The sequence below is a fragment of the Mumia sp. ZJ1417 genome, from assembly GCF_014127285.1.
In the GTDB taxonomy this organism is placed as follows: domain Bacteria; phylum Actinomycetota; class Actinomycetes; order Propionibacteriales; family Nocardioidaceae; genus Mumia.
The window spans coordinates 2,559,462-2,581,986 of record NZ_CP059901.1; the positions used below are offsets into that span (position 1 = coordinate 2,559,462).

At 69.3% G+C, this 22,525-nt stretch carries 24 protein-coding genes; 6 read left to right on the top strand and 18 right to left on the bottom strand.

What is annotated here, in order from left to right; translation table 11 throughout:
• The first annotated feature begins 19 nt into the window (after positions 1–19).
• A complete protein-coding gene (locus H4N58_RS12470) occupies positions 20–532 on the top strand; it encodes a DUF664 domain-containing protein (RefSeq protein ID WP_167250454.1) in 513 nt (170 codons plus the stop codon).
• On the opposite strand, the gene ispG is transcribed toward H4N58_RS12470, so the two are convergent.
• The 5 genes from ispG to H4N58_RS12495 all read right to left on the bottom strand — a co-directional run bounded on the left by ispG (position 529) and on the right by H4N58_RS12495 (position 6,154).
• Entirely contained in the window at positions 529–1,677 is a 1,149-nt protein-coding gene (gene ispG, locus H4N58_RS12475) for a flavodoxin-dependent (E)-4-hydroxy-3-methylbut-2-enyl-diphosphate synthase (RefSeq protein WP_167003516.1), read from the bottom strand. The genes H4N58_RS12470 and ispG overlap by 4 nt on opposite strands.
• 62 nt (positions 1,678–1,739) lie before the next feature.
• On the bottom strand, positions 1,740–3,041 hold the full coding sequence (locus tag H4N58_RS12480; protein ID WP_167003517.1) for an RIP metalloprotease: 1,302 nt from the start codon (positions 3,039–3,041) through the stop codon (positions 1,740–1,742).
• Positions 3,038–4,300: a 1-deoxy-D-xylulose-5-phosphate reductoisomerase gene (dxr, locus tag H4N58_RS12485; protein ID WP_167250452.1), complete on the bottom strand. Its 1,263-nt coding sequence runs from the start codon at positions 4,298–4,300 to the stop codon at positions 3,038–3,040. Before dxr ends, H4N58_RS12480 begins: the two co-directional genes overlap by 4 nt.
• Positions 4,301–4,409: 109 nt before the next feature.
• Positions 4,410–5,210, bottom strand: a complete 801-nt coding sequence (locus H4N58_RS12490; RefSeq protein WP_167250450.1) for an ABC transporter permease — start codon at positions 5,208–5,210, stop codon at positions 4,410–4,412.
• Positions 5,207–6,154, bottom strand: a complete 948-nt coding sequence (locus H4N58_RS12495; protein ID WP_167250447.1) for an ABC transporter ATP-binding protein — start codon at positions 6,152–6,154, stop codon at positions 5,207–5,209. Before H4N58_RS12495 ends, H4N58_RS12490 begins: the two co-directional genes overlap by 4 nt.
• A gap of 140 nt (positions 6,155–6,294) precedes the next feature.
• Here H4N58_RS12495 and H4N58_RS12500 point away from each other — a divergent pair, with 140 nt between their 5' ends.
• Together H4N58_RS12500 and H4N58_RS12505 are read left to right on the top strand one after the other, a co-directional pair.
• Positions 6,295–7,452 (top strand): sensor histidine kinase, encoded by a 1,158-nt coding sequence (locus tag H4N58_RS12500; RefSeq protein ID WP_167250445.1) that lies wholly within the window; start codon positions 6,295–6,297, stop codon positions 7,450–7,452.
• On the top strand, positions 7,449–8,093 hold the full coding sequence (locus tag H4N58_RS12505) for a response regulator transcription factor (RefSeq protein ID WP_167003526.1): 645 nt from the start codon (positions 7,449–7,451) through the stop codon (positions 8,091–8,093). Before H4N58_RS12500 ends, H4N58_RS12505 begins: the two co-directional genes overlap by 4 nt.
• Positions 8,094–8,219: 126 nt before the next feature.
• On the opposite strand, the gene H4N58_RS12510 is transcribed toward H4N58_RS12505, so the two are convergent.
• Entirely contained in the window at positions 8,220–9,662 is a 1,443-nt protein-coding gene (locus tag H4N58_RS12510; protein WP_167250443.1) for a gamma-aminobutyraldehyde dehydrogenase, read from the bottom strand.
• A gap of 142 nt (positions 9,663–9,804) precedes the next feature.
• Here H4N58_RS12510 and H4N58_RS12515 point away from each other — a divergent pair, with 142 nt between their 5' ends.
• Positions 9,805–11,181 (top strand): aspartate aminotransferase family protein, encoded by a 1,377-nt coding sequence (locus H4N58_RS12515; protein WP_167250441.1) that lies wholly within the window; start codon positions 9,805–9,807, stop codon positions 11,179–11,181.
• 199 nt (positions 11,182–11,380) lie between these two features.
• On the opposite strand, the gene H4N58_RS12520 is transcribed toward H4N58_RS12515, so the two are convergent.
• From H4N58_RS12520 to H4N58_RS12535, 4 genes are read right to left on the bottom strand one after another with little or no spacing between them, the layout of a single operon-like run.
• Positions 11,381–12,199: an ABC transporter permease gene (locus H4N58_RS12520; protein ID WP_167250439.1), complete on the bottom strand. Its 819-nt coding sequence runs from the start codon at positions 12,197–12,199 to the stop codon at positions 11,381–11,383.
• Complete coding sequence (locus H4N58_RS12525; RefSeq protein WP_167250437.1) at positions 12,196–13,056, bottom strand: ABC transporter permease; 861 nt, start codon at positions 13,054–13,056, stop codon at positions 12,196–12,198. The genes H4N58_RS12520 and H4N58_RS12525 overlap by 4 nt, the downstream gene beginning before the upstream one ends.
• A complete protein-coding gene (locus tag H4N58_RS12530) occupies positions 13,056–14,222 on the bottom strand; it encodes an ABC transporter ATP-binding protein (protein WP_167003536.1) in 1,167 nt (388 codons plus the stop codon). Before H4N58_RS12530 ends, H4N58_RS12525 begins: the two co-directional genes overlap by 1 nt.
• Positions 14,206–15,354, bottom strand: a complete 1,149-nt coding sequence (locus tag H4N58_RS12535; protein ID WP_167250435.1) for a spermidine/putrescine ABC transporter substrate-binding protein — start codon at positions 15,352–15,354, stop codon at positions 14,206–14,208. Before H4N58_RS12535 ends, H4N58_RS12530 begins: the two co-directional genes overlap by 17 nt.
• Before the next feature lie 234 nt (positions 15,355–15,588).
• Here H4N58_RS12535 and H4N58_RS12540 point away from each other — a divergent pair, with 234 nt between their 5' ends.
• Positions 15,589–16,062 (top strand): Lrp/AsnC family transcriptional regulator, encoded by a 474-nt coding sequence (locus H4N58_RS12540; protein WP_167003540.1) that lies wholly within the window; start codon positions 15,589–15,591, stop codon positions 16,060–16,062.
• Positions 16,063–16,114: 52 nt separating this feature from the next.
• Here H4N58_RS12540 and H4N58_RS12545 read toward each other — a convergent pair whose 3' ends face one another.
• Positions 16,115–16,591, bottom strand: coding sequence for a MarR family transcriptional regulator (locus H4N58_RS12545; RefSeq protein ID WP_167250433.1), 477 nt, complete (start codon positions 16,589–16,591; stop codon positions 16,115–16,117).
• A gap of 69 nt (positions 16,592–16,660) precedes the next feature.
• On the opposite strand from H4N58_RS12545, the gene H4N58_RS12550 reads away from it, so the two are divergent.
• On the top strand, positions 16,661–17,179 hold the full coding sequence (locus H4N58_RS12550) for a hypothetical protein (RefSeq protein ID WP_167250431.1): 519 nt from the start codon (positions 16,661–16,663) through the stop codon (positions 17,177–17,179).
• On the opposite strand, the gene H4N58_RS12555 is transcribed toward H4N58_RS12550, so the two are convergent.
• The 7 genes from H4N58_RS12555 to frr form a co-directional block, all read right to left on the bottom strand.
• Entirely contained in the window at positions 17,142–17,855 is a 714-nt protein-coding gene (locus H4N58_RS12555; protein WP_167250429.1) for an AMP-binding protein, read from the bottom strand. The genes H4N58_RS12550 and H4N58_RS12555 overlap by 38 nt on opposite strands.
• Entirely contained in the window at positions 17,852–18,259 is a 408-nt protein-coding gene (locus H4N58_RS12560) for a thiol-disulfide oxidoreductase DCC family protein (protein ID WP_208322891.1), read from the bottom strand. Before H4N58_RS12560 ends, H4N58_RS12555 begins: the two co-directional genes overlap by 4 nt.
• Positions 18,259–18,987: an enoyl-CoA hydratase gene (locus tag H4N58_RS12565; RefSeq protein WP_167003550.1), complete on the bottom strand. Its 729-nt coding sequence runs from the start codon at positions 18,985–18,987 to the stop codon at positions 18,259–18,261. The genes H4N58_RS12560 and H4N58_RS12565 overlap by 1 nt, the downstream gene beginning before the upstream one ends.
• Positions 18,984–19,856, bottom strand: a complete 873-nt coding sequence (locus H4N58_RS12570; RefSeq protein ID WP_167250425.1) for an HAD-IIB family hydrolase — start codon at positions 19,854–19,856, stop codon at positions 18,984–18,986. Before H4N58_RS12570 ends, H4N58_RS12565 begins: the two co-directional genes overlap by 4 nt.
• Positions 19,849–20,979, bottom strand: a complete 1,131-nt coding sequence (gene rlmN / locus H4N58_RS12575) for a 23S rRNA (adenine(2503)-C(2))-methyltransferase RlmN (RefSeq protein ID WP_167003554.1) — start codon at positions 20,977–20,979, stop codon at positions 19,849–19,851. Before rlmN ends, H4N58_RS12570 begins: the two co-directional genes overlap by 8 nt.
• A 132-nt stretch (positions 20,980–21,111) precedes the next feature.
• The gene (locus tag H4N58_RS12580) at positions 21,112–21,954 is read right to left on the bottom strand and encodes a phosphatidate cytidylyltransferase (RefSeq protein ID WP_167250423.1); all 843 of its coding nucleotides are present in this window, start codon (positions 21,952–21,954) and stop codon (positions 21,112–21,114) included.
• Positions 21,954–22,508, bottom strand: a complete 555-nt coding sequence (frr, locus tag H4N58_RS12585) for a ribosome recycling factor (RefSeq protein ID WP_182397194.1) — start codon at positions 22,506–22,508, stop codon at positions 21,954–21,956. Before frr ends, H4N58_RS12580 begins: the two co-directional genes overlap by 1 nt.
• Between the last annotated feature and the right edge of the window lie 17 nt (positions 22,509–22,525).

The following is a 22,525-nucleotide window of genomic DNA, read 5'->3' on the forward strand; positions in this document are numbered from 1 at the left end:
GACGACGTACGGTCTGGAGATGCCTGACACACCGCTCGGCGAGCCTCCGCAGGCCCTGCGTGACCCCCTCCGGCTCCTGGAAGGGCAGCTCGACCATCTGCGCGACGCCGTCCTGCTCACGCTCGACGCGATGAGCGACGACGAGCGGCGGCGTACGCGAGTCCCGTCGGGGTGGGCGCCGATCGGGCTGCTCACCCACCTCACGCACGTCGAACGCCGCTGGCTGGAGTGGGGGTTCCTCGCCGAGCAGGTCGCCGACCCGTGGGGCGACGCCACGCCGGAGGGCGGATGGTCGGTAGCAGACGACACGTCGTACGAGGAGCTGCGTCGCCGCTTCGTCGCACGGACCGCCCGATCCCGTGAGATCACGTCGGATGCCTCGTTGGAAGACGTCGCGCAGCTCGGTGGACGGTTCTCGGAGGACCCTCCGAACCTTGCATGGATCCTGCTGCACCTGGTCCAGGAGTATGCGCGCCACGCCGGGCACCTCGACATTGTCGCCGAGCTCGCCGGGGCGGGCACCGAAGCCTAGGAGACGGCGACCTCGGGCGACGCACCCTCGACCGGCTCCATCTCCTCGGCGATCCGCATCGCCTCTTCGATGAGCGTCTCGACGATCTTCGACTCCGGCACGGTCTTGATGACCTCGCCCTTGACGAAGATCTGGCCCTTGCCGTTGCCGGAGGCGACCCCGAGGTCGGCCTCGCGCGCCTCGCCCGGACCGTTGACGACGCAGCCCATGACGGCGACGCGCAGCGGCACCTCCATGCCCTCGAGGCCGGCGGTGACCTCCTCGGCCAGCGTGTAGACGTCCACCTGGGCGCGGCCGCACGACGGGCACGACACGATCTCGAGCTTGCGGGGACGCAGGTTGAGCGCCTGGAGGATCTGGATGCCGACCTTGACCTCCTCGACCGGCGGCGCCGACAGCGAGACGCGGATCGTGTCACCGATCCCTTGGCTCAGCAGCGCACCGAACGCGGTCGCGGACTTGATCGTGCCCTGGAACGCCGGCCCCGCCTCGGTGACGCCGAGGTGCAGCGGCCAGTCGCCCTTCTCGGCGAGCAGCTCGTACGCCCGCACCATCACGACCGGGTCGTTGTGCTTCACCGAGATCTTGAAGTCGTGGAAGTCGTGCTCCTCGAACAGCGACGCCTCCCACACGGCCGACTCGACGAGCGCCTCCGGGGTCGGCTTGCCGTACTTCTCCAGCAGCCGCTTGTCGAGCGAGCCCGCGTTGACGCCGATCCGGATCGACGTGCCGTGGTCCTTCGCGGCCTGCGCGATCTGCTTGACCTGGTCGTCGAACTTGCGGATGTTGCCCGGGTTGACGCGCACCGCGGCGCAGCCGGCCTCGATCGCGGAGAAGACGTACTTCGGCTGGAAGTGGATGTCGGCGATCACGGGGATCTGCGACTTGCGCGCGATGTCGGGCAGCGCCTCGGCGTCGTCCTGGCTCGGGCACGCCACACGCACGATGTCGCAGCCGGCAGCGGTGAGCTCGGCGATCTGCTGGAGGGTCGCGTTGACGTCGACCGTCGGCGTCGTCGTCATGGACTGCACCGAGATCGGGGCGTCTCCGCCGACCTCGACCTTGCCGACCTTGATCTTTCGGCTGGGTCGGCGGGGCCGGAGCACCGGCGGCGGGGCGGCCGGCATTCCCAGGTTGACGTCCATGCGGTTCCAGGTCTCCTCGGTACGGATCGAACGGTGCGGATCGAGATCAGGTGGTGCGACGGTCAGGTCAGGCGTACGGGGTTCACGATGTCGACGTAGACCAGGATGATGCCCATCACCAGGAGGACGGCACCCATGGCGTACGCGACGGGGAGCATCTTGGCGACGTCGACCGGCCCCGGGATCGGCTTGCGCCGCAGCCTCGCGATCGCGTTGCGCAGCCCCTCCCACAGCGCCCCGGCGATGTGGCCGCCGTCGAGCGGGAGGAGCGGGATCAGGTTGAAGATGCCGATGAAGAGGTTGATGCTCGCCAGCAGCAGGGCGACGAAGTGGACGCGGTCGGTCCACGTGGTGCCTTCGGCCGACGTCACCTCGCCGGCCACACGGCTCGCACCGACCGGGCTCATCGGCGTGTCGTCCGCGCGCTCGGCGCCGAACGCGGCCTTGGTGACCTCGACCATCTTCTCGGGCAGCGACCCGATCGCCTTGACGGTGTTGACCGTCATGTCGCCCATCGTGGTGACGACATAGCCGAGGCCTTCGCGCTCGTACGTCGGCGTCGGCGAAACGCCCAGGAAGCCGACGTCCTCGACCTTGTCGGGATCGTCCAGCGACGTCCGTGCCTGGACGGACGTGTTGACGGTGACCGTACGGTCGGTGCCGTCGCGCGCGAACCCGATGGTCGCCGGTGCATTGCCGTTGGCCCGGATCGCGCGCGAGAGCTGGTCCCAGCTCGTGACCGGAGTGCCGTTGAAGGACGTGATCTCGTCGCCGACCTCGAGACCGGCCTGCTTCGCTGGCGCGACCGGGTCGGAGGTGGTGCAGGTGCGTCCGGCCTCGCTCGACGGGATCGCACAGTCCGACACCGCCGACACGGTGGTGTTGACGGTGCTCGCGCCGATCGTCATGAAGACGGCGGCGAACAGCACGAACGCGATGACGAGGTTGACGGCCGGGCCGCCGACCATCACGATCGCCTTCTTCCACCACGGCAGGCGGTAGAACAGGCGCGGCTCGTCCTCCGGCGTCACGTGCTCGTACTCCGCCGAGCGGGCGTCGGAGATGAGTTGGGTGAACATCCCGGTGTTGGACTGGCGGACCTGCCCGGGGCCGTCGCCAGGGTGCGGCGGGAGCATGCCGACGATCTTCACGAAGCCGCCGAGCGGGATCGCCTTCACGCCGTACTCGGTCTCGCCCTTGCGGGTGGACCAGACCGTGCGGCCGAAGCCGACGAAGTACTGGGTGACCTTGGCGCCGAACTTCTTGGCCGGGAGCATGTGCCCGACCTCGTGGAGCGCGATCGAGACCGCGAGGCCGATGACCACGGCGACGACACCAAGGGTATAGAGCAGCACCTCCGTCATCGGCGCTCCTTTGCGGCACTCTGGTGGCCCGCGATCAGCTCGTGGGCCCTCGTACGGGCAGTCGTGTCGGCCGCCAGGACGTCGTCGACGGTCAGCGGCTCCTCTTCCGAGAGTACGCGCGCGGCGGTGAGGTGTTCGTCGAGAACGGCGCCGACGGTGTCCACGATCCCGAGGAACGGCAGCTCTCCGGCGAGGAACGAGGCGACGCACACCTCGTTGGCGGCGTTGTAGACCGCAGGGGCGGTGCCTCCGGCGGTCCCGGCACGACGGGCGAGGCGTACGGCGGGGAACGCGTCGTCGTCCAGCGGGGCGAAGTCCCACTGCGAGGCCTTCGTCCAGTCACAGCCCGGGCCGGCGTCCGGGACACGGTCGGGCCAGCCCATGCCGAGGGCGATCGGGATCAGCATCGACGGCGGCGACGCCTGCGCGATCGTGGAGCCGTCGACGAACTCGACCATCGAGTGGATCATCTGCTGCGGGTGGACGACGACGTCGACGCGCTCCATCGGCACGTCGAACAGAAGGTGTGCCTCGATCACCTCGAGGCCCTTGTTGACCAGGGTCGCGGAGTTGATCGTGATGACCGGCCCCATCGCGAAGTTGGGGTGCGCGAGCGCCTGCTCGGGGGTGACGTCGGTGAGCTCGTCGCGGGTACGGCCACGGAACGGGCCGCCACTCGCAGTGAGGACCAGGCGACGCACCTCGTCTGCCGTGCCGCTGCGCAGCGCCTGGGCGATCGCCGAGTGCTCAGAGTCGACGGGCACGATCTGACCGGGCCGCGCGAGGGCGGTGACGACCGGACCTCCGATGATCAGCGACTCTTTGTTGGCCAGCGCGAGCGTCGTGCCTGCCTCGAGCGCGGCGATGGTCGGGCCGAGGCCCACGGCGCCGGTGATCCCGTTGAGCACCACATCGCACGGCGTCGCGGCGAGCTCGGTGGCGGCGAGAGGGCCGGCGAGGATGCGCGGGAGCCGGTACTGCCCCTCGGCGTAGCCGCGGCGCTGCGCCTCGGCGTACAGCGCGAGCTGGACGTCCTGGGCGGCGGTGGCCTGCGCGACGGCGACGATCTCGACCTCGTGGGCGATCGCCTGCTGGGCGAGAAGGACCGGGTCGCTGCCGCCCGCGGCGATGCCGATGACGCGGAACCGGTCCGGGTTCGCGGTGACCAGCTCGAGCGCCTGGGTCCCGATCGAGCCGGTGGATCCGAGGACGACGACGTCGCGGCGTCGTGCTGTGGACACGCTTCGGCTCTGCACCATGGAGACAGTCTTCCAGGTGCCCCTCCCGTCCCCGATTCGGGCGGTTCTCCACCGAACACCGGTCGGAGTTCGGTGGAGAAGTGCCCGAATCGGGGACGAGGCACGCGCGCTACTTGATCTCGCTGCGCAGCACCCGGAACCAGCCGAGGACGAACGGGACGACGAGCCAGATGAGGCCGGAGACACCGAGGTGCGCCCACTCCTCACCGCTGGGCCCGCCGGCCTGGAACAGCGGTGTCTGTGCAGCCGAGAAGTCGATCCACGGCCACACGTCGCCGAACCAGCCGATGAACGCGACCGCAATCCCGAAGATCGTCGGCAGCACGAACGCCCACGCGAAGTACACGACGATCGCCGCCGGGGAGCTCAGGAGCAGCATGCCGAACGTGATCCCCATGAGCAGCGCGAGTGCCTGCCCGGCGTAGAAGCCGACGAACTGGCTGGCGTCGATGCTCCAGCTCGTCTCCCCGGAGCCGAGGACGGCCATCAGCAGCGTGCCGATCGTGGCGGCGACGAGGGCGGCGACGACGGCGAACAGTGCCGTGAGCAGACCCGTGACGACCTTCGCGGCCAGCACCCGGCCGCGGTTCGGCTCGAGGGTGAAGGTGACCAGCGCGGTGCGCTGTGACCACTCGCTGGTCACCGACAGGACGCCCAGGACCGGCAGCAGCACACCCATCGGGATGTTCATCCCGGCGAGGAAGTCAGTGAAACCGAGATTCACGTCCTCGGCGAGGCCGACCCACAGCATGATGATCATGACCAGGAGGCTGATCGCGGCGATCGTGCCGAGGAGCCACTTGCCCGCCCGGGTGTCGGCGAGCTTGCGCAGCTCCACCCGCACCAGCCGGACGAACGGGACGCGGGGACGGGTGAGGTCGATGCCGACCTCGGGAGCGAGCGCGGTCATGCCTGGCCTCCTTGGGGGACGTTCGGGCCGAAGCCGGGGGCGGGAGCCGGCGCGAGCGCGTCGCGCTGGTTGCCGGCGGTGAGCTGCAAGAACAGGTCCTCGAGCCCGGCGCGGTCTCCCGGCCGCAACTCGATCAGGGCGACACCCGCAGCAGCGACGGCTTTGCCGACGTCGGCGGGGTCGGCGTCCGTGACGAACCCGTCCGAGGTCGCGGGCGTGACGTGGATGCCCGCGACCGAGAGCGCGCGAGCCAGCGCATCCGGCTCCAGCGCGCGTACGAAGGTGCCCGCGCCGGCGAGTAGCTCCTCCTTGCGACCCTGGGCGACGATCTGGCCGTTGCCGATCACGATGATCTCGTCGGCGATGACCTCGATCTCGTGGAGCAGGTGCGACGACAGCAGGACCGTGCCACCACGGTCGGCGTAGTGGCGCAGCAGCTGGCGCATCCAGTGGATGCCTGCGGGGTCGAGGCCGTTGGCGGGCTCGTCGAGGACGAGGACCTGCGGGTCCGCGAGCAGCGACTGGGCGATGCCGAGACGCTGGCGCATGCCGAGCGAGTAGTTGCCGACCCGGCGCTTGGCCTCCTTGGCGGAGAGGCCCACGAGCTCGAGCATCTCGTCGACGCGGTTCTTGGGCAGGCCCATCGTGTGCGAGGCGATCGTGAGGACCTCGCGGCCCGTCCGGCCGTTGTGCTGTGCCGAGGCGTCGAGGAGGACGCCGATCTGCGCACCGGGGTTGGGGATGTCGGTGTAGCGGTGGCCGCCGATCGTCGCGGAGCCCGACGTCGGGTGAGTCAGGCCGGTGAGCATCCGCAGGGTCGTCGACTTGCCGGCACCGTTCGGGCCGAGGAAGCCGGTCACCGTGCCCGGGCGGCACCCGAAGGTGATGTTGTCGACGGCGAGGTGGTCGCCGTACCTCTTCGAGAGGTTCTGGACTTCGATCATGCCTCCAGCATCCCCCGCACGAGGGGTCACGGACATCGGCCCATGGGATCGGGACAGATAGCCGAAAGTAGGGGTTCGGCCGAGGATCGGCGACCTTCGGCCGGTACGGGGACGTGAAGGGCTCGCCTAGGCTGGTGAGCGTGGACGAGGTCGACCCCGCGGCGTACCAGCCGCCGCTGCGCTGGTGGAGCCAGGCGTGGCGCCTCGGTCTCGCCTCCGCAGTCGGTGCGATCGTCTGGATCCCGGTCGCTGAGTGGCAGGCCGATCACGCACCGTGGTGGTTCTGGCTCGACCTGCTCGGCGGCGTGATCGCCCTGGCGGCAGTGACGCAGCGCCGCCGGTACCCCGTCGGGGTCGCCGTGCTCACCACGGTCATCGCGATGGGGTCGATGTCGGCCGCCGGCTCCGCGCTGCTCGCCGCTACGTCGCTCGCGACCCGTCGCCGCCTCCGCGAGATCGTGCCCGTCGGCGCCCTCGTACTGGTCCAGACGGTCGTCGTCGTCTTCATCGATCCCTCGATCAGGGACGAGCGGGGATTCGTCCTGGCGATGGGCGTCATGCTCGTCGCGATCGTCTTCGCCATCGGCATGTACGTCGGTTCGCGGCGCGAGCTCCTCTACACGTTGCGTGAGCGCGCCCGCGTCGCCGAGGCCGAGCAGTCCAGCCGCGTCGCACAGGCCCAGATCGCCGAGCGTGCCCGGATCGCCCGCGAGATGCATGACGTCCTGGCCCACCGGATCTCCATGGTCGCGATGCACGCCGGAGCGCTCGCGTACCGGACCGACCTTCCGCCGGAGGAGGTCCGCGCGTCGTCGGAGGTCATCCGCGACCACGCGCACCTCGCCCTGACCGACCTGCGCGAGGTGCTCGGCATCCTCCGCGCCGGCGAGGACGACGGCGATCGACCACAGCCGTCGTGGGCCGACCTGCCCGATCTCGTCTGCGGCGCGCAGTCGGCGGGCATGCGGGTGCGCCTCGACGACGAGGTCACGACGCTCGGTCCGCCCGAGCGGCTCGGCCGTACGGCTTACCGGGTCGTCCAGGAGGCACTCACCAACGCCCACAAGCACGCGCCCGACACCTCCGTCACGGCGACGCTGCGGGGTGCGCCCGAGGACGGCGTCGTCGTCGAGGTCCGCAACCCGCTGCGCGTCGGGTCGGTGCACGAGCGGCTGCCCACGTCGGGGCTCGGGCTGGTCGGCCTCGCCGAGCGCGCCGACCTTGTCGGCGGGACCCTCACCCATCGGATCACCGGCGACGAGTTCGTCCTGACGCTGGCGCTACCGTGGCCGGCATGATCCGTGTGGCCCTGGTCGACGACGACGCCCTCGTACGCGCCGGGCTGCGGCTGATCCTCGGTGGCGCCGCCGACCTGGAGGTCGTGACGGAGGCGGGTGACGGCGCGGCCGCGCTCCAGGCGCTGCGCGAGCATCCGGCCGACGTCGTCCTGATGGACATCCGCATGCCGCGGATGGACGGGCTCACGGCGACCGCCGAGCTGCAGCGCGCCGCTGATCCCCCGTACGTGATCGTGCTGACGACGTTCGACGCGGACGACTACGTGCTGCGCGCACTGCGGCACGGCGCGAGCGGGTTCCTCCTCAAGGACACGCCGCCGGAGGTGCTCGTCGACGCGGTGCGCAAGGTCGCTGCGGGCGAGCCGATGCTCTCGCCGAGTGTCACCGAGCAGCTGATCCGCCGCGTACGCGACCTCGGTGACGGGGACGGCGATGCGCAGGCGCGGTTGGAGATCCTGAGCGAGCGCGAGCGTGAGGTCGCCGTCGCCGTCGGCCGCGGGATGTCCAACGCGCAGATCGCGACCGACCTCTACATGAGCCTTGCGACTGTCAAGGCCCACGTCTCGCGGATCCTCACCAAGCTCGACGCCGCAAACCGGGTGCAGGTCGCGATCGCCGTCCACGACGCCGGCCTGGTCTGAGGACCCCCGCTGGTCCTGTCACTTTCCGTGGGGCCCACCGAAGACGCAGTGCCCCACCGGAAGTTTCCGGTGGGGCGCTCACTTTCCGTGGGGCCCAACGGAAAGTAAGGGCGGGCGTACGGAGGCTCAGGCTTCGATGTTGCTCATCACGTGCTTCACGCGCGTGTAGTCCTCGAGCCCGTACATCGAGAGGTCCTTGCCGTAGCCGGAGTGCTTGAACCCGCCGTGCGGCATCTCCGCGACGAGCGGGATGTGGGTGTTGATCCACACGCAGCCGAAGTCGAGCCGCTTGGCCATCCGCATGGCGCGACCGTGGTCCTTCGTCCAGACCGACGACGCGAGGCCGTACTGGACGCCGTTGGCCCAGCGCACCGCCTCGTCCTCGTCGGAGAACTGCTGCACCGTGATGACCGGACCAAAGATCTCGTTCTGGATCGCGTCGTCGTCCTGCCGGAGGTCCGCCAGCACCGTCGGCTCGAAGTAGTAGCCCTGCGCCAGGTCGCCGCCGGATCGCGATCCGCCTGCCGCGACCTTCGCGTGTCCGGGGAGACGATCGACGAACCCGGAGACGCGCTCGAGCTGCGGGGCGCTGTTCAGCGCACCGTACAGCGCGTCCTCGTCGTCGGGGAGTCCGGTCTTGAGCCCCTTGGCCTGCTCGGCGATCGCGTCGACGAAGTCGCCGTACACCCGAGGCGAGGCAAGCACGCGGGTCGCCGCTGTGCAGTCCTGGCCGGCGTTGAAGTAGCCGGCCTCGGCGATCGCCGCCGCAGCCGCCTCGATGTCGGCGTCGTCGAACACCACGACCGGCGCCTTGCCGCCGAGCTCGAGATGGACGCGCTTGACGTCCTCGGACGCCGATCGCGCCACCTCCATGCCCGCCCGCACCGAGCCGGTGATCGCGACCATCGCCGGCGTCGGGTGCGCGACGAGCGCCCGGCCGGTGTCGCGGTCACCGCACACGACGTTGAGCACGCCCGGCGGGAGGATGTCGGCCGCGATCTCGGCGAGCAGGGCCGTCGAGGCGGGGGTCGTGTCGCTCGGCTTGAGCACGATCGTGTTGCCGGCCGCCAGCGCGGGCGCGATCTTCCAGATGCCCATGAGCAGCGGATAGTTCCACGGCGTGACCTGGGCGACGACCCCGATCGGCTCGCGTCGGATCATCGACGTGTGGCCGGCCATGTACTCGCCGGCCGCGCGCCCCTCGAGCACGCGCGCCGCCCCTGCGAAGAAGGTCAACGCGTCGTCGACCATCGGCATCTCCTCGCTGACGGTCAGTCCGCGCGGCTTGCCGGTGTTCTTCACCTCCACGTCGACGATCTCGTCGAGGCGGTCGTGGATCGCCTGGTTGAGCTTGATCAGCGCCGCCTGACGCTCGCGTGGGGTCGTGTCGCGCCAGCCGTTGTCGAAGGCGCCCTGAGCCGCCCTCATCGCCGCGTCGACGTCGGCCTCGCGCGACATCGGCGCGGAGGCGTACGCCTGTCCGGTCGAAGGGTCGATGACGTCGTACGTGGCGCCGTCGAGCGCCGCCACCTTGTCGCCGTTGACGAAGTTCGTGAGGGTCTCGGTCATAACCTCAATCTGGCACAGGCAACGGCCGCTGACAATGGATTGAATGGTCAAGCAGGCCCGTGCCTACGGATTTCGTATCTGTAGCAGCCTCTCGCAACCGAAAACCTTTGCCTGCGGCCGCTTCGTGGGCGATACTCGTTCCATGAGCGAACAGTGGGACGACGCACGTCTTCAGCGCGCCGCCAAGGACCACCTCTGGATGCACTTCACGCGGCACAGCACGTACGAGAGCTCGGACGTGCCCGTGATCGCCAAGGGGGAGGGCGCATATCTCTTCGACACCGCAGGCAAGCGCTACCTGGACGGGCTCGCGGGCCTGTTCGTCGTCCAGGTGGGGCACGGCCGTGAGGAGCTCGCCGAGGCTGCTGCCAAGCAGGCCCGCGAGCTGGCGTTCATGCCGCTGTGGTCGTACGCGCACCCGCCGGCCGTGCAGCTCGCCGAGCGCGTCGCCTCGTACGCACCCGGCGACCTCAACCGTGTCTTCTTCACGACCGGCGGCGGCGAGGCGGTCGAGTCTGCGTGGAAGCTCGCCAAGCAGTACTTCAAGCTCACTGGCAAGCCCACCAAGCACAAGGTGATCAGCCGCAACATCGCCTACCACGGCACCCCGCAGGGCGCGCTGTCGATCACCGGCATCCCGGACATGAAGGCGCCGTTCGAGCCGCTCGTGCCGAGCACGTTCCGCGTCCCCAACACGAACATCTACCGCGCGACCGAGCACGGTGACGATCCCGAGGCGTTCGGCCGCTGGGCCGCTGACCGGATCGCCGAGGCGATCGAGTTCGAGGGCCCCGACACCGTCGCTGCGGTGTTCCTGGAGCCCGTCCAGAACGCGGGCGGCTGCTTCCCTCCCCCGCCGGGATACTTCCAGCGAGTCCGTGAGATCTGCGACGAGTACGACGTCCTGCTGGTCTCCGACGAGGTCATCTGCGCGTTCGGGCGTCTCGGCGAGATGTTCGGCGCGGTGCGCTACGGCTACCAGCCCGACATCATCACGTGCGCCAAGGGCCTGACGTCGGGCTACTCGCCGCTCGGCGCGATGATCGCGTCGGACCGCCTGATGGAGCCGTTCCTGAAGGGCCACGAGTCGTTCCTGCACGGCTATACCTTCGGCGGGCACCCGGTCTCGACGGCCGTCGCCATGGCAAACCTCGACATCTTCGAGCGCGAGGGCATCAACGAGAACGTCCGCGCCAACGAGGACGGGTTCCGCTCCACGCTCGAGAAGCTGCTCGACCTCGACATCGTCGGTGACGTCCGCGGCGACGGCTACTTCTACGGGATCGAGCTGGTCAAGGACAAGGCCACCAAGGAGACGTTCAACGAGGACGAGTCCGAGCGGCTGCTGCGCGGGTTCCTGTCCAAGGCGTTGTACGACGCGGGCCTCTACTGCCGTGCCGACGACCGTGGCGACCCGGTCGTGCAGCTCGCTCCCCCGCTGATCTGCGACCAGGAGCACTTCGACGAGATGGAGCGGATCTTGCGCTCGGTCATCACCGAGGGCCAGAACCTGCTCTGACCCGTACGCCGCGAAGGCCGCCGTCCCCGTACCCCCGGGGCGGCGGCCTTCGTCGTACGTCCTCCGGCGGGCCCGCGCGGCCGTTCCACCACGGCACCCGCTGGGGTACCCGAGCGAAGCGACACCGACCCGACCGTGCACGCTCGGGTCAGTGCACCCCCACACGGGTGCCCCAACCAACCGCGCGCGTCGTACGACGCTAGGCCGCGGCCTTCGCCTGGCGGCGGCGGCTCAACTCGTTGGCAAGGACGATCGCGACCGCGATCACGAACATCGCCGTGCCGATGACGTTGACCTGCATCGGGATGCCCCGTTGCGCGACGCCCCACACGTACATCGGGAAGGTCACGGTCTGGCCTGCGTTGAGGTTCGTGATGATGAAGTCGTCGAACGACAGCGAGAAGCTCAGCAGCGCAGCGCCGAGGATGCCGGGGAACACCAGCGGGAACGTGACCCGCCAGAACGTCTGGCTCTCCGTGGCGTACAGGTCCATCGCCGCCTGCTCGAGGTTGTCGTCGAGTCCCGAGAGCCGCGCGCGCACCGTGATGATGACGAACGACAGGCAGAACGTGACGTGCGCGATGAAGATCGTCCAGAATCCGAGCTGGCCTCCGAACCCCGCCGACACGAACAATGCCAGCATCGACGAGCCGAGGACGATCTCGGGGGCCGCCATCGGCAGGATGATCAGCGTGTTGAGCGGGCCGCGTCCGGCGAACTGGTGACGCACCAGCGCGAACGCCGCGAGCGTCCCCAGGATCGTCGCGACCAGCGTCGCCAGCAGGCCGATCTCGATGCTGCGGGCGACGGACGAGCACATGCCCGCCGGCTCACACGGGTTGAGCCAGTTGTGCAGCGTGAACCCGTCGAACTTGTAGACGTTGCGCGACGACGGGTCGTTGAAGCTCATCAGCGCGACGATCGCGATCGGCACGAACATGTAGATCAGCACCAGGACACCGAGGGCGAGGACCAGGTGGTCGCCGATCCACCGACCGAGCTTGTGGAGCGGGCTCATACGAGGTCCTCCGTCCCTACGCGCCGGATGGAGAACACGACGCCGATCGTGATGATGATCATCAGCGTCATCGACAGCGCCCCCGCCGCGGCGTAGTCGCCTTGGTTGGTGAACAGGTTCTGGATGACGTTGCCGATCATGCGCTGGTTGGGGCTGCCGAGGAGCTCGGAGTTGATGTAGTCGCCGGCCGCCGGGATGAACGTCAGCAGCGTCCCCGCGATCACGCCGGGCATCGAGAGCGGGAGCGTCACCTTGAAGAACGCCCGCCGCGGCGACGCGTACAGATCCCCGGCCGCCTCGATCAGCCGGTGGTCGACCTTGTCGAGGCTCGCGAACAGCGGCAGCACCATGAACGGCAGGAAGTTGTACGTCAGACCCGCGACCACCGCGAACGGCGTCGCGAGCAGGCGCCCTTCGTCACCGAGGATGCCGAGGAACTGCAGCGAGTTCACGATCCAGCCGTCGTCGGCGAGGATCAGCTTCCACGACAGCGTGCGGATCAGGAAGCTGGTGAAGAACGGCGCGATCACCAGCACGAGCATGAGGTTCTTCCAGCGCCCGGCCTTGAACGCGATCGCGTACGCCAGCACGTAGCCGAGGATCAGGCACGCGATCGTCGCGAGCGCCGCGTACCAGAACGACCGCAGCAGAGGCTGCCAGTACGCCTGGATCACGTCGACGTAGTTCGCGAAGTGCCACGTCATGTCGTACCCGGTCAGACTCGAGCCCTGCGGGTCGTAGAGGCTCATCGCGATCAGCGAGTAGAACGGCACCAGGAAGAACAGCCCCAGCCACAGCGCACCCGGCAGCATCAGCCAGTAGCCGGTGAGGCGCCCCCTGCCCCGGGTCTGGGCCATCAGTCGTCCCCGTCCTCGACGCCGGCGCTCGCGTCCTGGCTCGCGTCGAGGAGGAACGCGTACTCGGGTCGCCACGACAGGTCGACCGGGGTGCCGACCGAGAAGATCGGTCGCCGCCCGGTGTTCTGCTCGAACACCATGAGCTCCTGCCCCCACGGCATCCGTACGAGGTACTGGGTGCTGACTCCGACGAAGCTCACGTCGGAGACCACACCGCCCTCGAAGCGGTTGCCCGGGGCGTCGATCTCGCCACCGATTCCGGCGATCATGACCTTCTCCGGCCGGATGCCGACCCAGCCGCGAGTGCCGTCAGCGTGGCAGCGAGGGCTCGGGATCGAGACCGTGGTGCCTTGGACCGACACCTTCACGACGTCGTCGTCCGGACCGAGGATCTCCCCCGCGAGCAGGTTGGACTGGCCGAGGAAGTTCGCGACGAACGTGGTCTCCGGGTTGTCGTACAGGGCCTCCGGAGCCCCCATCTGCTCGATCGCGCCGCCGTTCATCACCGCGACCGTGTCGGCCATGGTCATGGCCTCCTCCTGGTCGTGCGTGACGTGGACGAAGGTCAGCCCGACCTCGGTCTGGATGCGCTTGAGCTCGATCTGCATGCCGCGCCGCAGCTTGAGGTCGAGCGCACCGAGCGGCTCGTCGAGCAGCAGCACCTCGGGGCTGTTGATCAGAGCACGGGCGAGCGCGACGCGCTGCTGCTGCCCGCCGGACAACTGGAACGGCTTCTTGTTGCCCTGGCCGCCGAGCTCGACGAGGTCGAGCATCTCGGCGACCTTCGCCTTGGTGTCCTTCACGCCCCGGCGCTTGAGGCCGAACGCGACGTTCTCGGCCACGTCGAGGTGCGGGAAGAGCGCATAGCTCTGGAAGACCGTGTTGACGGGCCGCTTGTAGGGCTTGTCGTACGTGATCTCACGGTCGCCCAGCGCGATCGTGCCCGAGGTTGGCACGTCGAGACCTGCGACCATCCGCAACGTCGTGGTCTTGCCGCAGCCGGACGGGCCGAGCAGTGCGAAGAACGAGCCCTCGGGGACGACCAGGTCGAGCGACTTGACCGCCGTGAACGCACCGTACGACTTGGTGACCGCCGTGAGGCGAAGGTCGCGACCGGAGGTCGAGCCCTCACGCGTGGTCGTGTCGTCGTCAGCCACCAGTGACATCGGCAAAGTCTCCTTCGTACTCACGCATCTGGAACTCCTCCAGGGCCATGAACGAGTGGGTCATGGCGAGGGTCTCGTCGTCGGGGAAGATCAGCGGATTGGCGGCGAGCTCGGGATCGATCTTCTCCATCTCGGCCTGCGCGCCCTGGACGGGGCAGATGTAGTTGACGTACGCGGCGAGCTTGGCCGCGACGTCGGGCCGGTAGTAGAAGTCGACCCACTTCTCGGCGTTCTCTTGGTGCGCTGCCTGGTTGGGGATGAGCATGTTGTCGGCCCAGATCATGAGCCCTTCCTCGGGGACCACGAACTCGATGTTGGGGTCGCCGGCCGCCAGCACGTCGCCGGACCACGCTTCGCACGCGACGATGTTGCCGGCGGCGAGGTCCTGGACGTACTCGTTGCCGGTGAACGCCCGGATCTGACCACCATCGGCCGCACGCCTCAGGTCCTCAAGCGCGACGCCCCACTCGTCGTCGGTGAAGTCGGCGGGGTCGGCGCCGTTCTTCAGCAGCATGAAGCCCATCGTGTCGGGCATCTCGGTGAGCATCGTGACGCGGCCCTTGAGGTCAGGGCGGGTCAGGAGCTCGGCGTACGAGCGGACCTCGCCGACCTTGGACTTGTTGTACGCGATCCCCGTCAGGCCGGCCTGCCACGGAGCCGAGTAGCCACGATCGGGGTCCCAGGAGAGGTTGCGCAGGGACGAGATGAGGTTCGCATGGAGGTTCGGGACGCGCTCGGGGGCGAGCGGCTGGATCCAGCCCATCTGGATCGTCCGCGCGGCCGCCCAGTCGGTGAGCATGAACATGTCACGGTTCACCGGCTCGCACGCACCGAGCTGGTTGACGATCTTGGCGAAGAACTCGTTGTTGTCGTTGACGTCGGCGGTGTAGCTGACGGTGATGCCCGTCTCCTGCTGGAACTGCTCGATCGTTGTGACGTAGCCGTCCTCGGGCTGGTCGATGTACTCCGGCCAGTTCGACACGATCAGGCGCCCGTCGCTGCTGCGGTCGGGAGCCGCGCAGTCCGCGGGGACCTGGCGGCGGTCGGGCGTGCCGAAGAGTGGGAGCACGGCTGCACTCCCGGCCAGGAACGCCGCAGCCCCCGCGCCCCGGAGCACCGTCCGGCGGCTCATCTGTCTCACCACTCGCGCGACCTCACTCCCTGTCGGGCGCCTGTCGAAGACGCCGCCTGCCGTTCGGCCTGGCCGGAATCGTCACATGTATCGGCACCCTCAGACAAGTGATTCCGCAATTTGTTTACCCTCCCGCAACGAATTCACCTGATCCACTGGGACAGAATGACCGAAATCCGTATCGGATGTGCGGGTCGCGGCGCCATGAGCCGACCACTCGGGCAGGATGAGCCCATGACGGAGCGCAAGGCGGGCAACGGGGCGATCCTCGACGACGTGTCCAAACGCATCATCGCCGAGCTGCAGGTCGACGGACGGCGCTCGTACGCGGCGATCGGCAAGGCGGTGGGCCTCTCGGAGGCGGCCGTGCGGCAGCGGGTCCAGAAGCTCACCGATGCCGGGATCATCCAGATCGTCGCGGTCACCGACCCCTTGGAGCTCGGATTCGCGCGACAGGCGATGGTCGGGATCTGCGTGGACGGGGACGTCTTCGCGGTGACCGACTCCCTCGCCGCCATCCCCGAGCTCGACTACCTCGTCATCACGACCGGACGGTTCGACGTGCTCGCCGAGATCGTCTGCGAGAGCGACGACGACCTGCTCGACGTCATCACGAGCAAGATCCGCGCGATCCCGGCGGTCACGAACACCGAGACCTTCGTCTATCTCCGACTCCGCAAGCAGACGTACGCCTGGGGCGTGCAGTAGCCCACACCGATTCCGGTGGTCGAGAAGGGCGAGGAAGAGCCCGTATCGTGACCTACCCCTGCGCGATCGCGGCCGCCTGCTGTCGCATCACACGCGTCGTCTCGCGGACCCACCGGTCGATCACACCGAGCTCCTCGTCGGCGAACTGCGCAGTGACGCCCGCCATCGCGCGCTGCAACCCCTCGAAGGCGCGGCGCACCTCGGGCGGTGCAGACGCGCGGGCCTCGATGACCTGGCGCCGCCGGTCGACCGGGTCACGCGTGCGCCGGACGAGTCCGGCCTCTTCGAGCCGGTCGACCAGACCCGTAACCGCCCCTGCCGTCAGCGCGGTGCGCTGCGCGAGCTCACCGGCCGCCATCGGGCCCTCGCGGCGGATGATCCCGAGCGCCTTGTGGTCGGCGGCGGACAGACCCATGAGCGAGCCGATCGCCTCGTGGAACAGCACGACGGCGTCGCTGAACTCCATGCCGAGCCTCGCGCCATACGCCTCGACGTCCTCGGTGTCGCGGTGCCGCGCGTGGGTACTCATGTGCTCCATCATGCCGCTCACCACCAGACCTTCCTTGCCCCATTTACTTCGACATGCTAAACCTTTTATATGACTAAAGCATTCGGGATTGCGCGGTCCCTGCTCGCTGCCGCGTGGGGCTTCTTCGTCCACCACTACCCCGTCGTCCTGGCGTTCGGCGCCCTCGCATCGGCGCAGCGCTTCGTTGCCGTCGGCGACATCGACTTCCCTCTCGCGGAGAGCTGGGTCGGCGAGACCTTCACGATGCTCGTCCGCATCGCCTTCGTGGTCTGGGTGGTCCGCCGCGTCCTCCGCGATCGGCCAGCACCCGCCGTCGGGTCGCACGTCACCGGCACGGTGGTCGCGAGCACGGTCTACCTGATGGCGCTCTCACTGGTGTCCAAGATCGGTCTCGACGCGATCGGCTCCCAGCTCGTCTCCGAGGAGCACCAGTCGACCTACTTCTCGTGGGAGCTCGCGATCAAGAACGTCACGGTCATCCCGTTCGTCCTGGTCTGGGTCGTCGTGCTGGTCACCGCCGTCCGCGATCGACGACCGGACGAAGCCGTCCTCAGTGCGTCGGCAGAGCGAGCCCGCGACCAGACATGAGCCCGGCCAGGACGGCGATCACGGTGGTCTCGTCCCACACCGGACCCACCTGCGCGGGCTCCTCGTACGTGACGGCGAGGCTCGGGTGCTCGTGCACCAGCGACACACCGTCCGTCGTCACGGCCAGCGCGGTCCCACCGGCGACCGGCACGACCGGCGCAGGATCGGTCGCCCCTGCCTTCAGTGCCGGCTCCCACGCGACGTCGCGGGTCTCGACCAGCGGCCACTCCCCCGGTCGCACCACCACCACCGCGCGGGGGCGCGCAGCGTCGAGCGCGGCGACCGCGTCCGCGACCTCGGACATCTTCGCGCCGTCGGCCACCACGAGAGCCGGGTCGCTCCGCTCGATGAGAGGCGCGGGCCGCTCACCGAGCCACGCCGTCGCACCGACCCGGCCGGCGGCCAGCAGGGCGACGACCGACTCGCGCGACGGCTCGCAGGTCAGCGCGACCGCGTCCCGCTCACGGACGCCCAGGGCACGCATCAGCCCGCCCATCGAGGCGACCTGCTCTAGCAGCACCACGTACGAGGTCGTCCCGTTCGCCGAGCGCAGCGCCGGCGCGTCGGCAAACCCGGCGACGACCAGACGGTCGAGCGCGTCGTAGACGACGTTCAGCCGACCCGTCGACGGATCGGCGGGGTCCTTGGGCGGGGAGAACCAGCGTGGTCCACTCATGAGGCTGTCTTTCCGCCAGGACCGTGCCCCGGCTCACGTGCGGTCGAAGGCAGGGCGCACTGTGGCGTGCCGCCCGGAAGCTTGTCGCGGTGCGCAGCGATCCACCGGTAGACCGGCCACGCCACGCCCCGTACGGGCGCGCACGCGAGGACCCGACCGGCGACTCGCCAGGGCGCTCCCGCGGTACGGAGGTACGCGGCGATCGCCTCGGGGCCTGCCGCCCGCGCGCTGTCGTCGATCCACTGGACCGCCGTATCGACGTCCGCGACGTTGACGTGCAGCGCCTCGAGGTCAGTGAGCTGCCACGCCAGCACCTCGGCCCGCGCCGGCGCCCAGCGCTGCAGCCAGCGTGCGCAGCTCGAGCAGAACGCGCAGTCGCCGTCGTACAGCAGGACAGCCGTCATCATCGCCCTCGGAAGACGGGCGGACGCTTCTCCGTCCGCGCCAGCGCGGCCTCGCGAACGTCCTCGCTCCCCCAACACGCCTCCCAGCCCTTGCGGATGCGCGCGTCGGCATCGGCGTTGCCGGGAGCGGCGTTGAGGACGAGCTTGTTGTACGCCAGCGTCAGCGGCGCGAAGGTCGCGATCTCCTGCGCCCACGCGGTCGCCGACTCGAGGTCTCCGAGCCGGTCCGCGAGCCCACGAGCGTACGCGGTGTCGGCGTCGAGGAGGTCTGCACCGAGCATCAGTGCCTTGGCCGTGCCCGCTCCGGCGACCGCGGCGAGCGTCCGGATGGTCCAGGTGTCGACCGCCATGCCGTTGCGGGCGGTCGGGACTCCGAACTTCGCGGTGGGCGCAGCGACCCGGAGGTCACAGGCGAGCGCCAGCTGCGTGCCGGCGCCGATCGCGGGACCGTTCACCGCGGCCACAACCGGGATCTCGACCTCGGTCAGCGCCGTGAGCATCCCGTACAGCGCCTCGAGGAACGCGTCTCCGTACACGCCGGTCAGGTCTGCGCCCGCGCAGAAACTGCTGCCCTGCCCGGTCACGACGACCGCGCGCGTGCCATCGCCGTCGGCAGCCAGCACCGCCTCGCGGACCTCGACGCAGGTGTCGAGATCAAGGGCGTTGCGGCGCTCCGGGCGGCGCAGCTCGATCTGCGTGACGTCACCCGTACGGGTCACCTCGATCACGGTCGCTCCTCGTGGTCGTCGGGGACGCTCGCGCGCACGGCGGCGCGTCCCCGGTCGCGGCTGATGCGGTCCAGGATGGCAGCCACCCCGTCCTCGTCGTTCGTCGCCACCACCTCATGGACGCTGGCGAGCACGTCGCGGTGCGCGTTGGCGACCGCGAACGCGCGCCCTGCCCACCGCAGCATCGGGAGGTCGTTGGGCATGTCGCCGACCGCCCACACGGTCTCGCGGGCGTAGCCGTGCTCAGCGCTCCACGACGCGAGCCCGGACGCCTTGGTGACACCGCGCGCGGTGATCTCGGCCAGGCCGATGGCCCCGGAGAACCCCAGCTCGGCGCGTCCCGCGAGGACCTCATCCACGCGGCGGTGGAAGTCGTCGGGATCGCTGCCCTCGAGCTTGGCGAGGAGCTTGCCGGCCGGACGCGAGGCGATCTGGGCCCAGTCGTCGAGGCTGTCGTCCGCAGGCGCCTCGCGGACGTACGCGAACCGATCCTCACGACGCATGCCGTCAGCGCGCTCGACCGCGAAGGCGATGCCGGGGATCGCGGACCGCAGCAGGTCACCGAGCTCGTGCAGCACGTCGGGGGACATCGTGCCCATCTCGGTGACCGTACGACTCGCGACGTGATAGACGAACGCACCGTTCGCGCTGAGCGCCACTCCCCCGGTCGCGTCGCCGACGGCGCTGGCCAGGTCGTCGAGCCACCGGGGCGGACGGGCGGTCACGAACACCGTCGGGACGCCGGCCTCCTCCGCCGCGGCGATGGCCTCGCGGGTGCGTGCGGAGAGCGTGCCGTCCGAGCGCAGCAGCGTGCCGTCGAGGTCGGTCGCGAGCAGCGCCGCCCTTGGTGAGCCCGTACGGTCAGGCATCGGCGGCCGCGAGCTGGCCGCAGGCGCCGTCGATCTCCTGCCCACGCGTGTCTCGTACGGTCGTCGGGATGCCCTTCGCCTCGAGCCGGCGGACGAACTCGCGCTCGTCCTCCGGTCGCGACGCGGTCCAGATCGAGCCGGGCGTCGGGTTGAGCGGGATGAGGTTCACGTGGACCCAGCCCCAGTCGCCGTAGGACCGCAGGAGGTCGCCGAGCATGTCCGCGCGCCATGCCTGATCGTTGATGTCCTTGATCAGGGCGTACTCGATGGACACCCGACGCTTGGTCGTCCGGGCGTACTCCCACGCCGCCTCGACCGCCTCGGCGACCTTGAAGCGGGTGTTGATCGGCACGAGGTCGTCGCGCAGCTCGTCGTCGGGCGCGTGCAGCGAGAGCGCGAGCGTCACCGGGATGCCCTCCGTCGTGAGCTGCTTGATCCGCGGGACGAGACCGACGGTGCTGACAGTGATGTTGCGCGCCGACATCCCCAGGCCGGACGGGCCGTCGTCGACCATCCGGCGGACGGCGCCGATGACGGCCTTGTAGTTGGCCATCGGCTCACCCATGCCCATGAACACGACGTTGGAGAGCCGCCCGGGACCGCCGGGGACCTCGCCGCGCGCCATCGCCCGAGCACCGTCGACGACCTGCTCGATGATCTCGCCGGTGGACATGTTGCGCTGCAGGCCGCCCTGGCCCGTGGCGCAGAACGGGCACGCCATGCCGCAGCCGGCCTGGCTCGACACGCAGATCGTCGCGCGGTCGGGATAGCGCATGAGCACCGACTCAACGAGCGCGCCGTCGAACAGGCGCCAGAGCGTCTTGCGCGTCGTGCCCCGGTCGGCCTCGAGCGTGCGTACGGGGTTGATCAGCGTCGGGAGCATGCCCTCGACGAGCTGGTCACGGATCCCGGCGGGGAGATCGGTCATCTCCGACGGATCGGAGACCAGCCGGGTGAAGTAGTGGGTCGACAGCTGCTTGGCGCGGTATCCGGGGAGCCCGAGGGCCTCGACCGCCTCCTTGCGGGCATCGAGGTCGAGGTCGGCGAGGTGCCGCGGCGGCTTGCCCCGCCCCTTGGGCTGCTCGAAGACGAGTGGGAGCGGGTTCGGATTCACGTCAGACATGTCGACCCCAGTGTCCCATCACGCACCAACCCCGCGCACAGTCGTCCGCCTCGTCCGCGATTCGGGCGGTTCCCCACCGAATCCCGGCACGAGTTGCGTGGAGAACTGCCCGAATCGGGGACGGGCAGGAGGTCAGCTGACAGGGACGAGGAAGTGCAGCACCAGCCAGCAGACGGGCGCGACCGCAAGCAGCGAGTCGAGGCGGTCCATGAGGCCACCGTGGCCGGGGAGCAGGTCGCTCATGTCCTTGATGCCGACGTCGCGCTTGATCATCGACTCCGACAGGTCGCCGAGCGTCGCCATCGCCACCGCGACCACCCCGAGGATCACACCGACCCACCAGCGACCGTCGAGCGCGAACGTCACGCAGAGCACGCCGGCGAGGACACACCCGACGACCGAGCCTCCGAAGCCCTCCCAGGACTTCTTGGGGCTGATCGTCGGAGCCATCGGATGCTTGCCGAGCTTGTAGCCCGCGGCATAGCCGAAGATGTCCGAGGCGATCGTCACCACGATGAACGTGACGATGCGCCAGGCCCCGTCGTCCTCCGCGGACATGAGCACGACGAAGGACCCCAGCACCGGGACGTACCCGAAGACGAAGACCGCGGCGGACACGTCCCTGACGAAGCCGTCGGCGCCGCCCGGCATCCGGTAGACGAAGATGCCGAGGACGGTCAGGGCCGTACCGATCGCGATCGCCTCGGTGCCGCCGACGTACGAGGCTGCGAGCGTCGCGAGCCCGCCAGCCATCAGCGGTGGCAGCGGGATCGCGATGCCCGCCTTGCCGAGCGCGCCCGTCAGCTCCCAGATCGCCACCGCGGCCGCAACCAGGACGACGACCACGAACAGGGCTTTGACGAAGAAGAGCGACAGGACCACGGCGGCGGCAAGGCCGACGCCGACGCCGATCGCCGCAGGCAGGTTGCGCCCGCCACGCTGCCGAGGCGCTGCGGGGACGTCAGGTGCGCTCATCAGACTTCGAGCAGCTCCTGCTCCTTGTTCTTGACGAGCTCGTCGATGTGGTCGACGTGCTTCTTGGTGAGCCCGTCGAGACGCTTCTCACCGCCGGTCACGTCGTCCTTGCTGATCTCGCCGTCCTTCTCGGACTTGTCCATCGCCTGCTTCGCGGCGCGGCGGATGTTGCGGACGGCCACACGGCCCTCCTCCGCCTTGGACTTGGCGAGCTTGATGTACTCCTTGCGGCGCTCCTCGGTCAGCTGCGGCAGCACCAGCCGCAGGACCTTGCCGTCATCGGTCGGGTTGACGCCGAGGTCGGAGTCGCGGATCGACTTCTCGATCGCCGACTTCGCGCCCAGGTCGTACGGGCTGATGATGACGACGCGCGGCTCGGGGATCTGGAACCCGGCGAGCTGCTGGATGGGCGTCGGCGTGCCGTAGTAGTCGGCCGTGATCTTCGCGAACATCGCGGGATGCGCGCGTCCGGTGCGGATCGCGGCGAACTCCTCGCGCGCGTGCTCGACAGCCTTGTCCATCTTGGTGTCGGCGTCGCGCAGGATCTCGTCAATCACTGGCCTGCTCCTTC

Coding starts and splice junctions, on each gene's coding strand:
- H4N58_RS12470 (WP_167250454.1), top strand. CDS start 20: ATGCCTGACACACCGCTCGGCGAGCCTCCGCAGGCCCTGCGTGACCCC.
- ispG (WP_167003516.1), bottom strand. CDS start 1,677: ATGGACGTCAACCTGGGAATGCCGGCCGCCCCGCCGCCGGTGCTCCGG.
- H4N58_RS12480 (WP_167003517.1), bottom strand. CDS start 3,041: ATGACGGAGGTGCTGCTCTATACCCTTGGTGTCGTCGCCGTGGTCATC.
- dxr (WP_167250452.1), bottom strand. CDS start 4,300: ATGGTGCAGAGCCGAAGCGTGTCCACAGCACGACGCCGCGACGTCGTC.
- H4N58_RS12490 (WP_167250450.1), bottom strand. CDS start 5,210: ATGACCGCGCTCGCTCCCGAGGTCGGCATCGACCTCACCCGTCCCCGC.
- H4N58_RS12495 (WP_167250447.1), bottom strand. CDS start 6,154: ATGATCGAAGTCCAGAACCTCTCGAAGAGGTACGGCGACCACCTCGCC.
- H4N58_RS12505 (WP_167003526.1), top strand. CDS start 7,449: ATGATCCGTGTGGCCCTGGTCGACGACGACGCCCTCGTACGCGCCGGG.
- H4N58_RS12510 (WP_167250443.1), bottom strand. CDS start 9,662: ATGACCGAGACCCTCACGAACTTCGTCAACGGCGACAAGGTGGCGGCG.
- H4N58_RS12515 (WP_167250441.1), top strand. CDS start 9,805: ATGAGCGAACAGTGGGACGACGCACGTCTTCAGCGCGCCGCCAAGGAC.
- H4N58_RS12520 (WP_167250439.1), bottom strand. CDS start 12,199: ATGAGCCCGCTCCACAAGCTCGGTCGGTGGATCGGCGACCACCTGGTC.
- H4N58_RS12525 (WP_167250437.1), bottom strand. CDS start 13,056: ATGGCCCAGACCCGGGGCAGGGGGCGCCTCACCGGCTACTGGCTGATG.
- H4N58_RS12530 (WP_167003536.1), bottom strand. CDS start 14,222: ATGTCACTGGTGGCTGACGACGACACGACCACGCGTGAGGGCTCGACC.
- H4N58_RS12535 (WP_167250435.1), bottom strand. CDS start 15,354: ATGAGCCGCCGGACGGTGCTCCGGGGCGCGGGGGCTGCGGCGTTCCTG.
- H4N58_RS12540 (WP_167003540.1), top strand. CDS start 15,589: ATGACGGAGCGCAAGGCGGGCAACGGGGCGATCCTCGACGACGTGTCC.
- H4N58_RS12545 (WP_167250433.1), bottom strand. CDS start 16,591: ATGAGTACCCACGCGCGGCACCGCGACACCGAGGACGTCGAGGCGTAT.
- H4N58_RS12550 (WP_167250431.1), top strand. CDS start 16,661: ATGACTAAAGCATTCGGGATTGCGCGGTCCCTGCTCGCTGCCGCGTGG.
- H4N58_RS12555 (WP_167250429.1), bottom strand. CDS start 17,855: ATGAGTGGACCACGCTGGTTCTCCCCGCCCAAGGACCCCGCCGATCCG.
- H4N58_RS12560 (WP_208322891.1), bottom strand. CDS start 18,259: ATGACGGCTGTCCTGCTGTACGACGGCGACTGCGCGTTCTGCTCGAGC.
- H4N58_RS12570 (WP_167250425.1), bottom strand. CDS start 19,856: ATGCCTGACCGTACGGGCTCACCAAGGGCGGCGCTGCTCGCGACCGAC.
- rlmN (WP_167003554.1), bottom strand. CDS start 20,979: ATGTCTGACGTGAATCCGAACCCGCTCCCACTCGTCTTCGAGCAGCCC.
- H4N58_RS12580 (WP_167250423.1), bottom strand. CDS start 21,954: ATGAGCGCACCTGACGTCCCCGCAGCGCCTCGGCAGCGTGGCGGGCGC.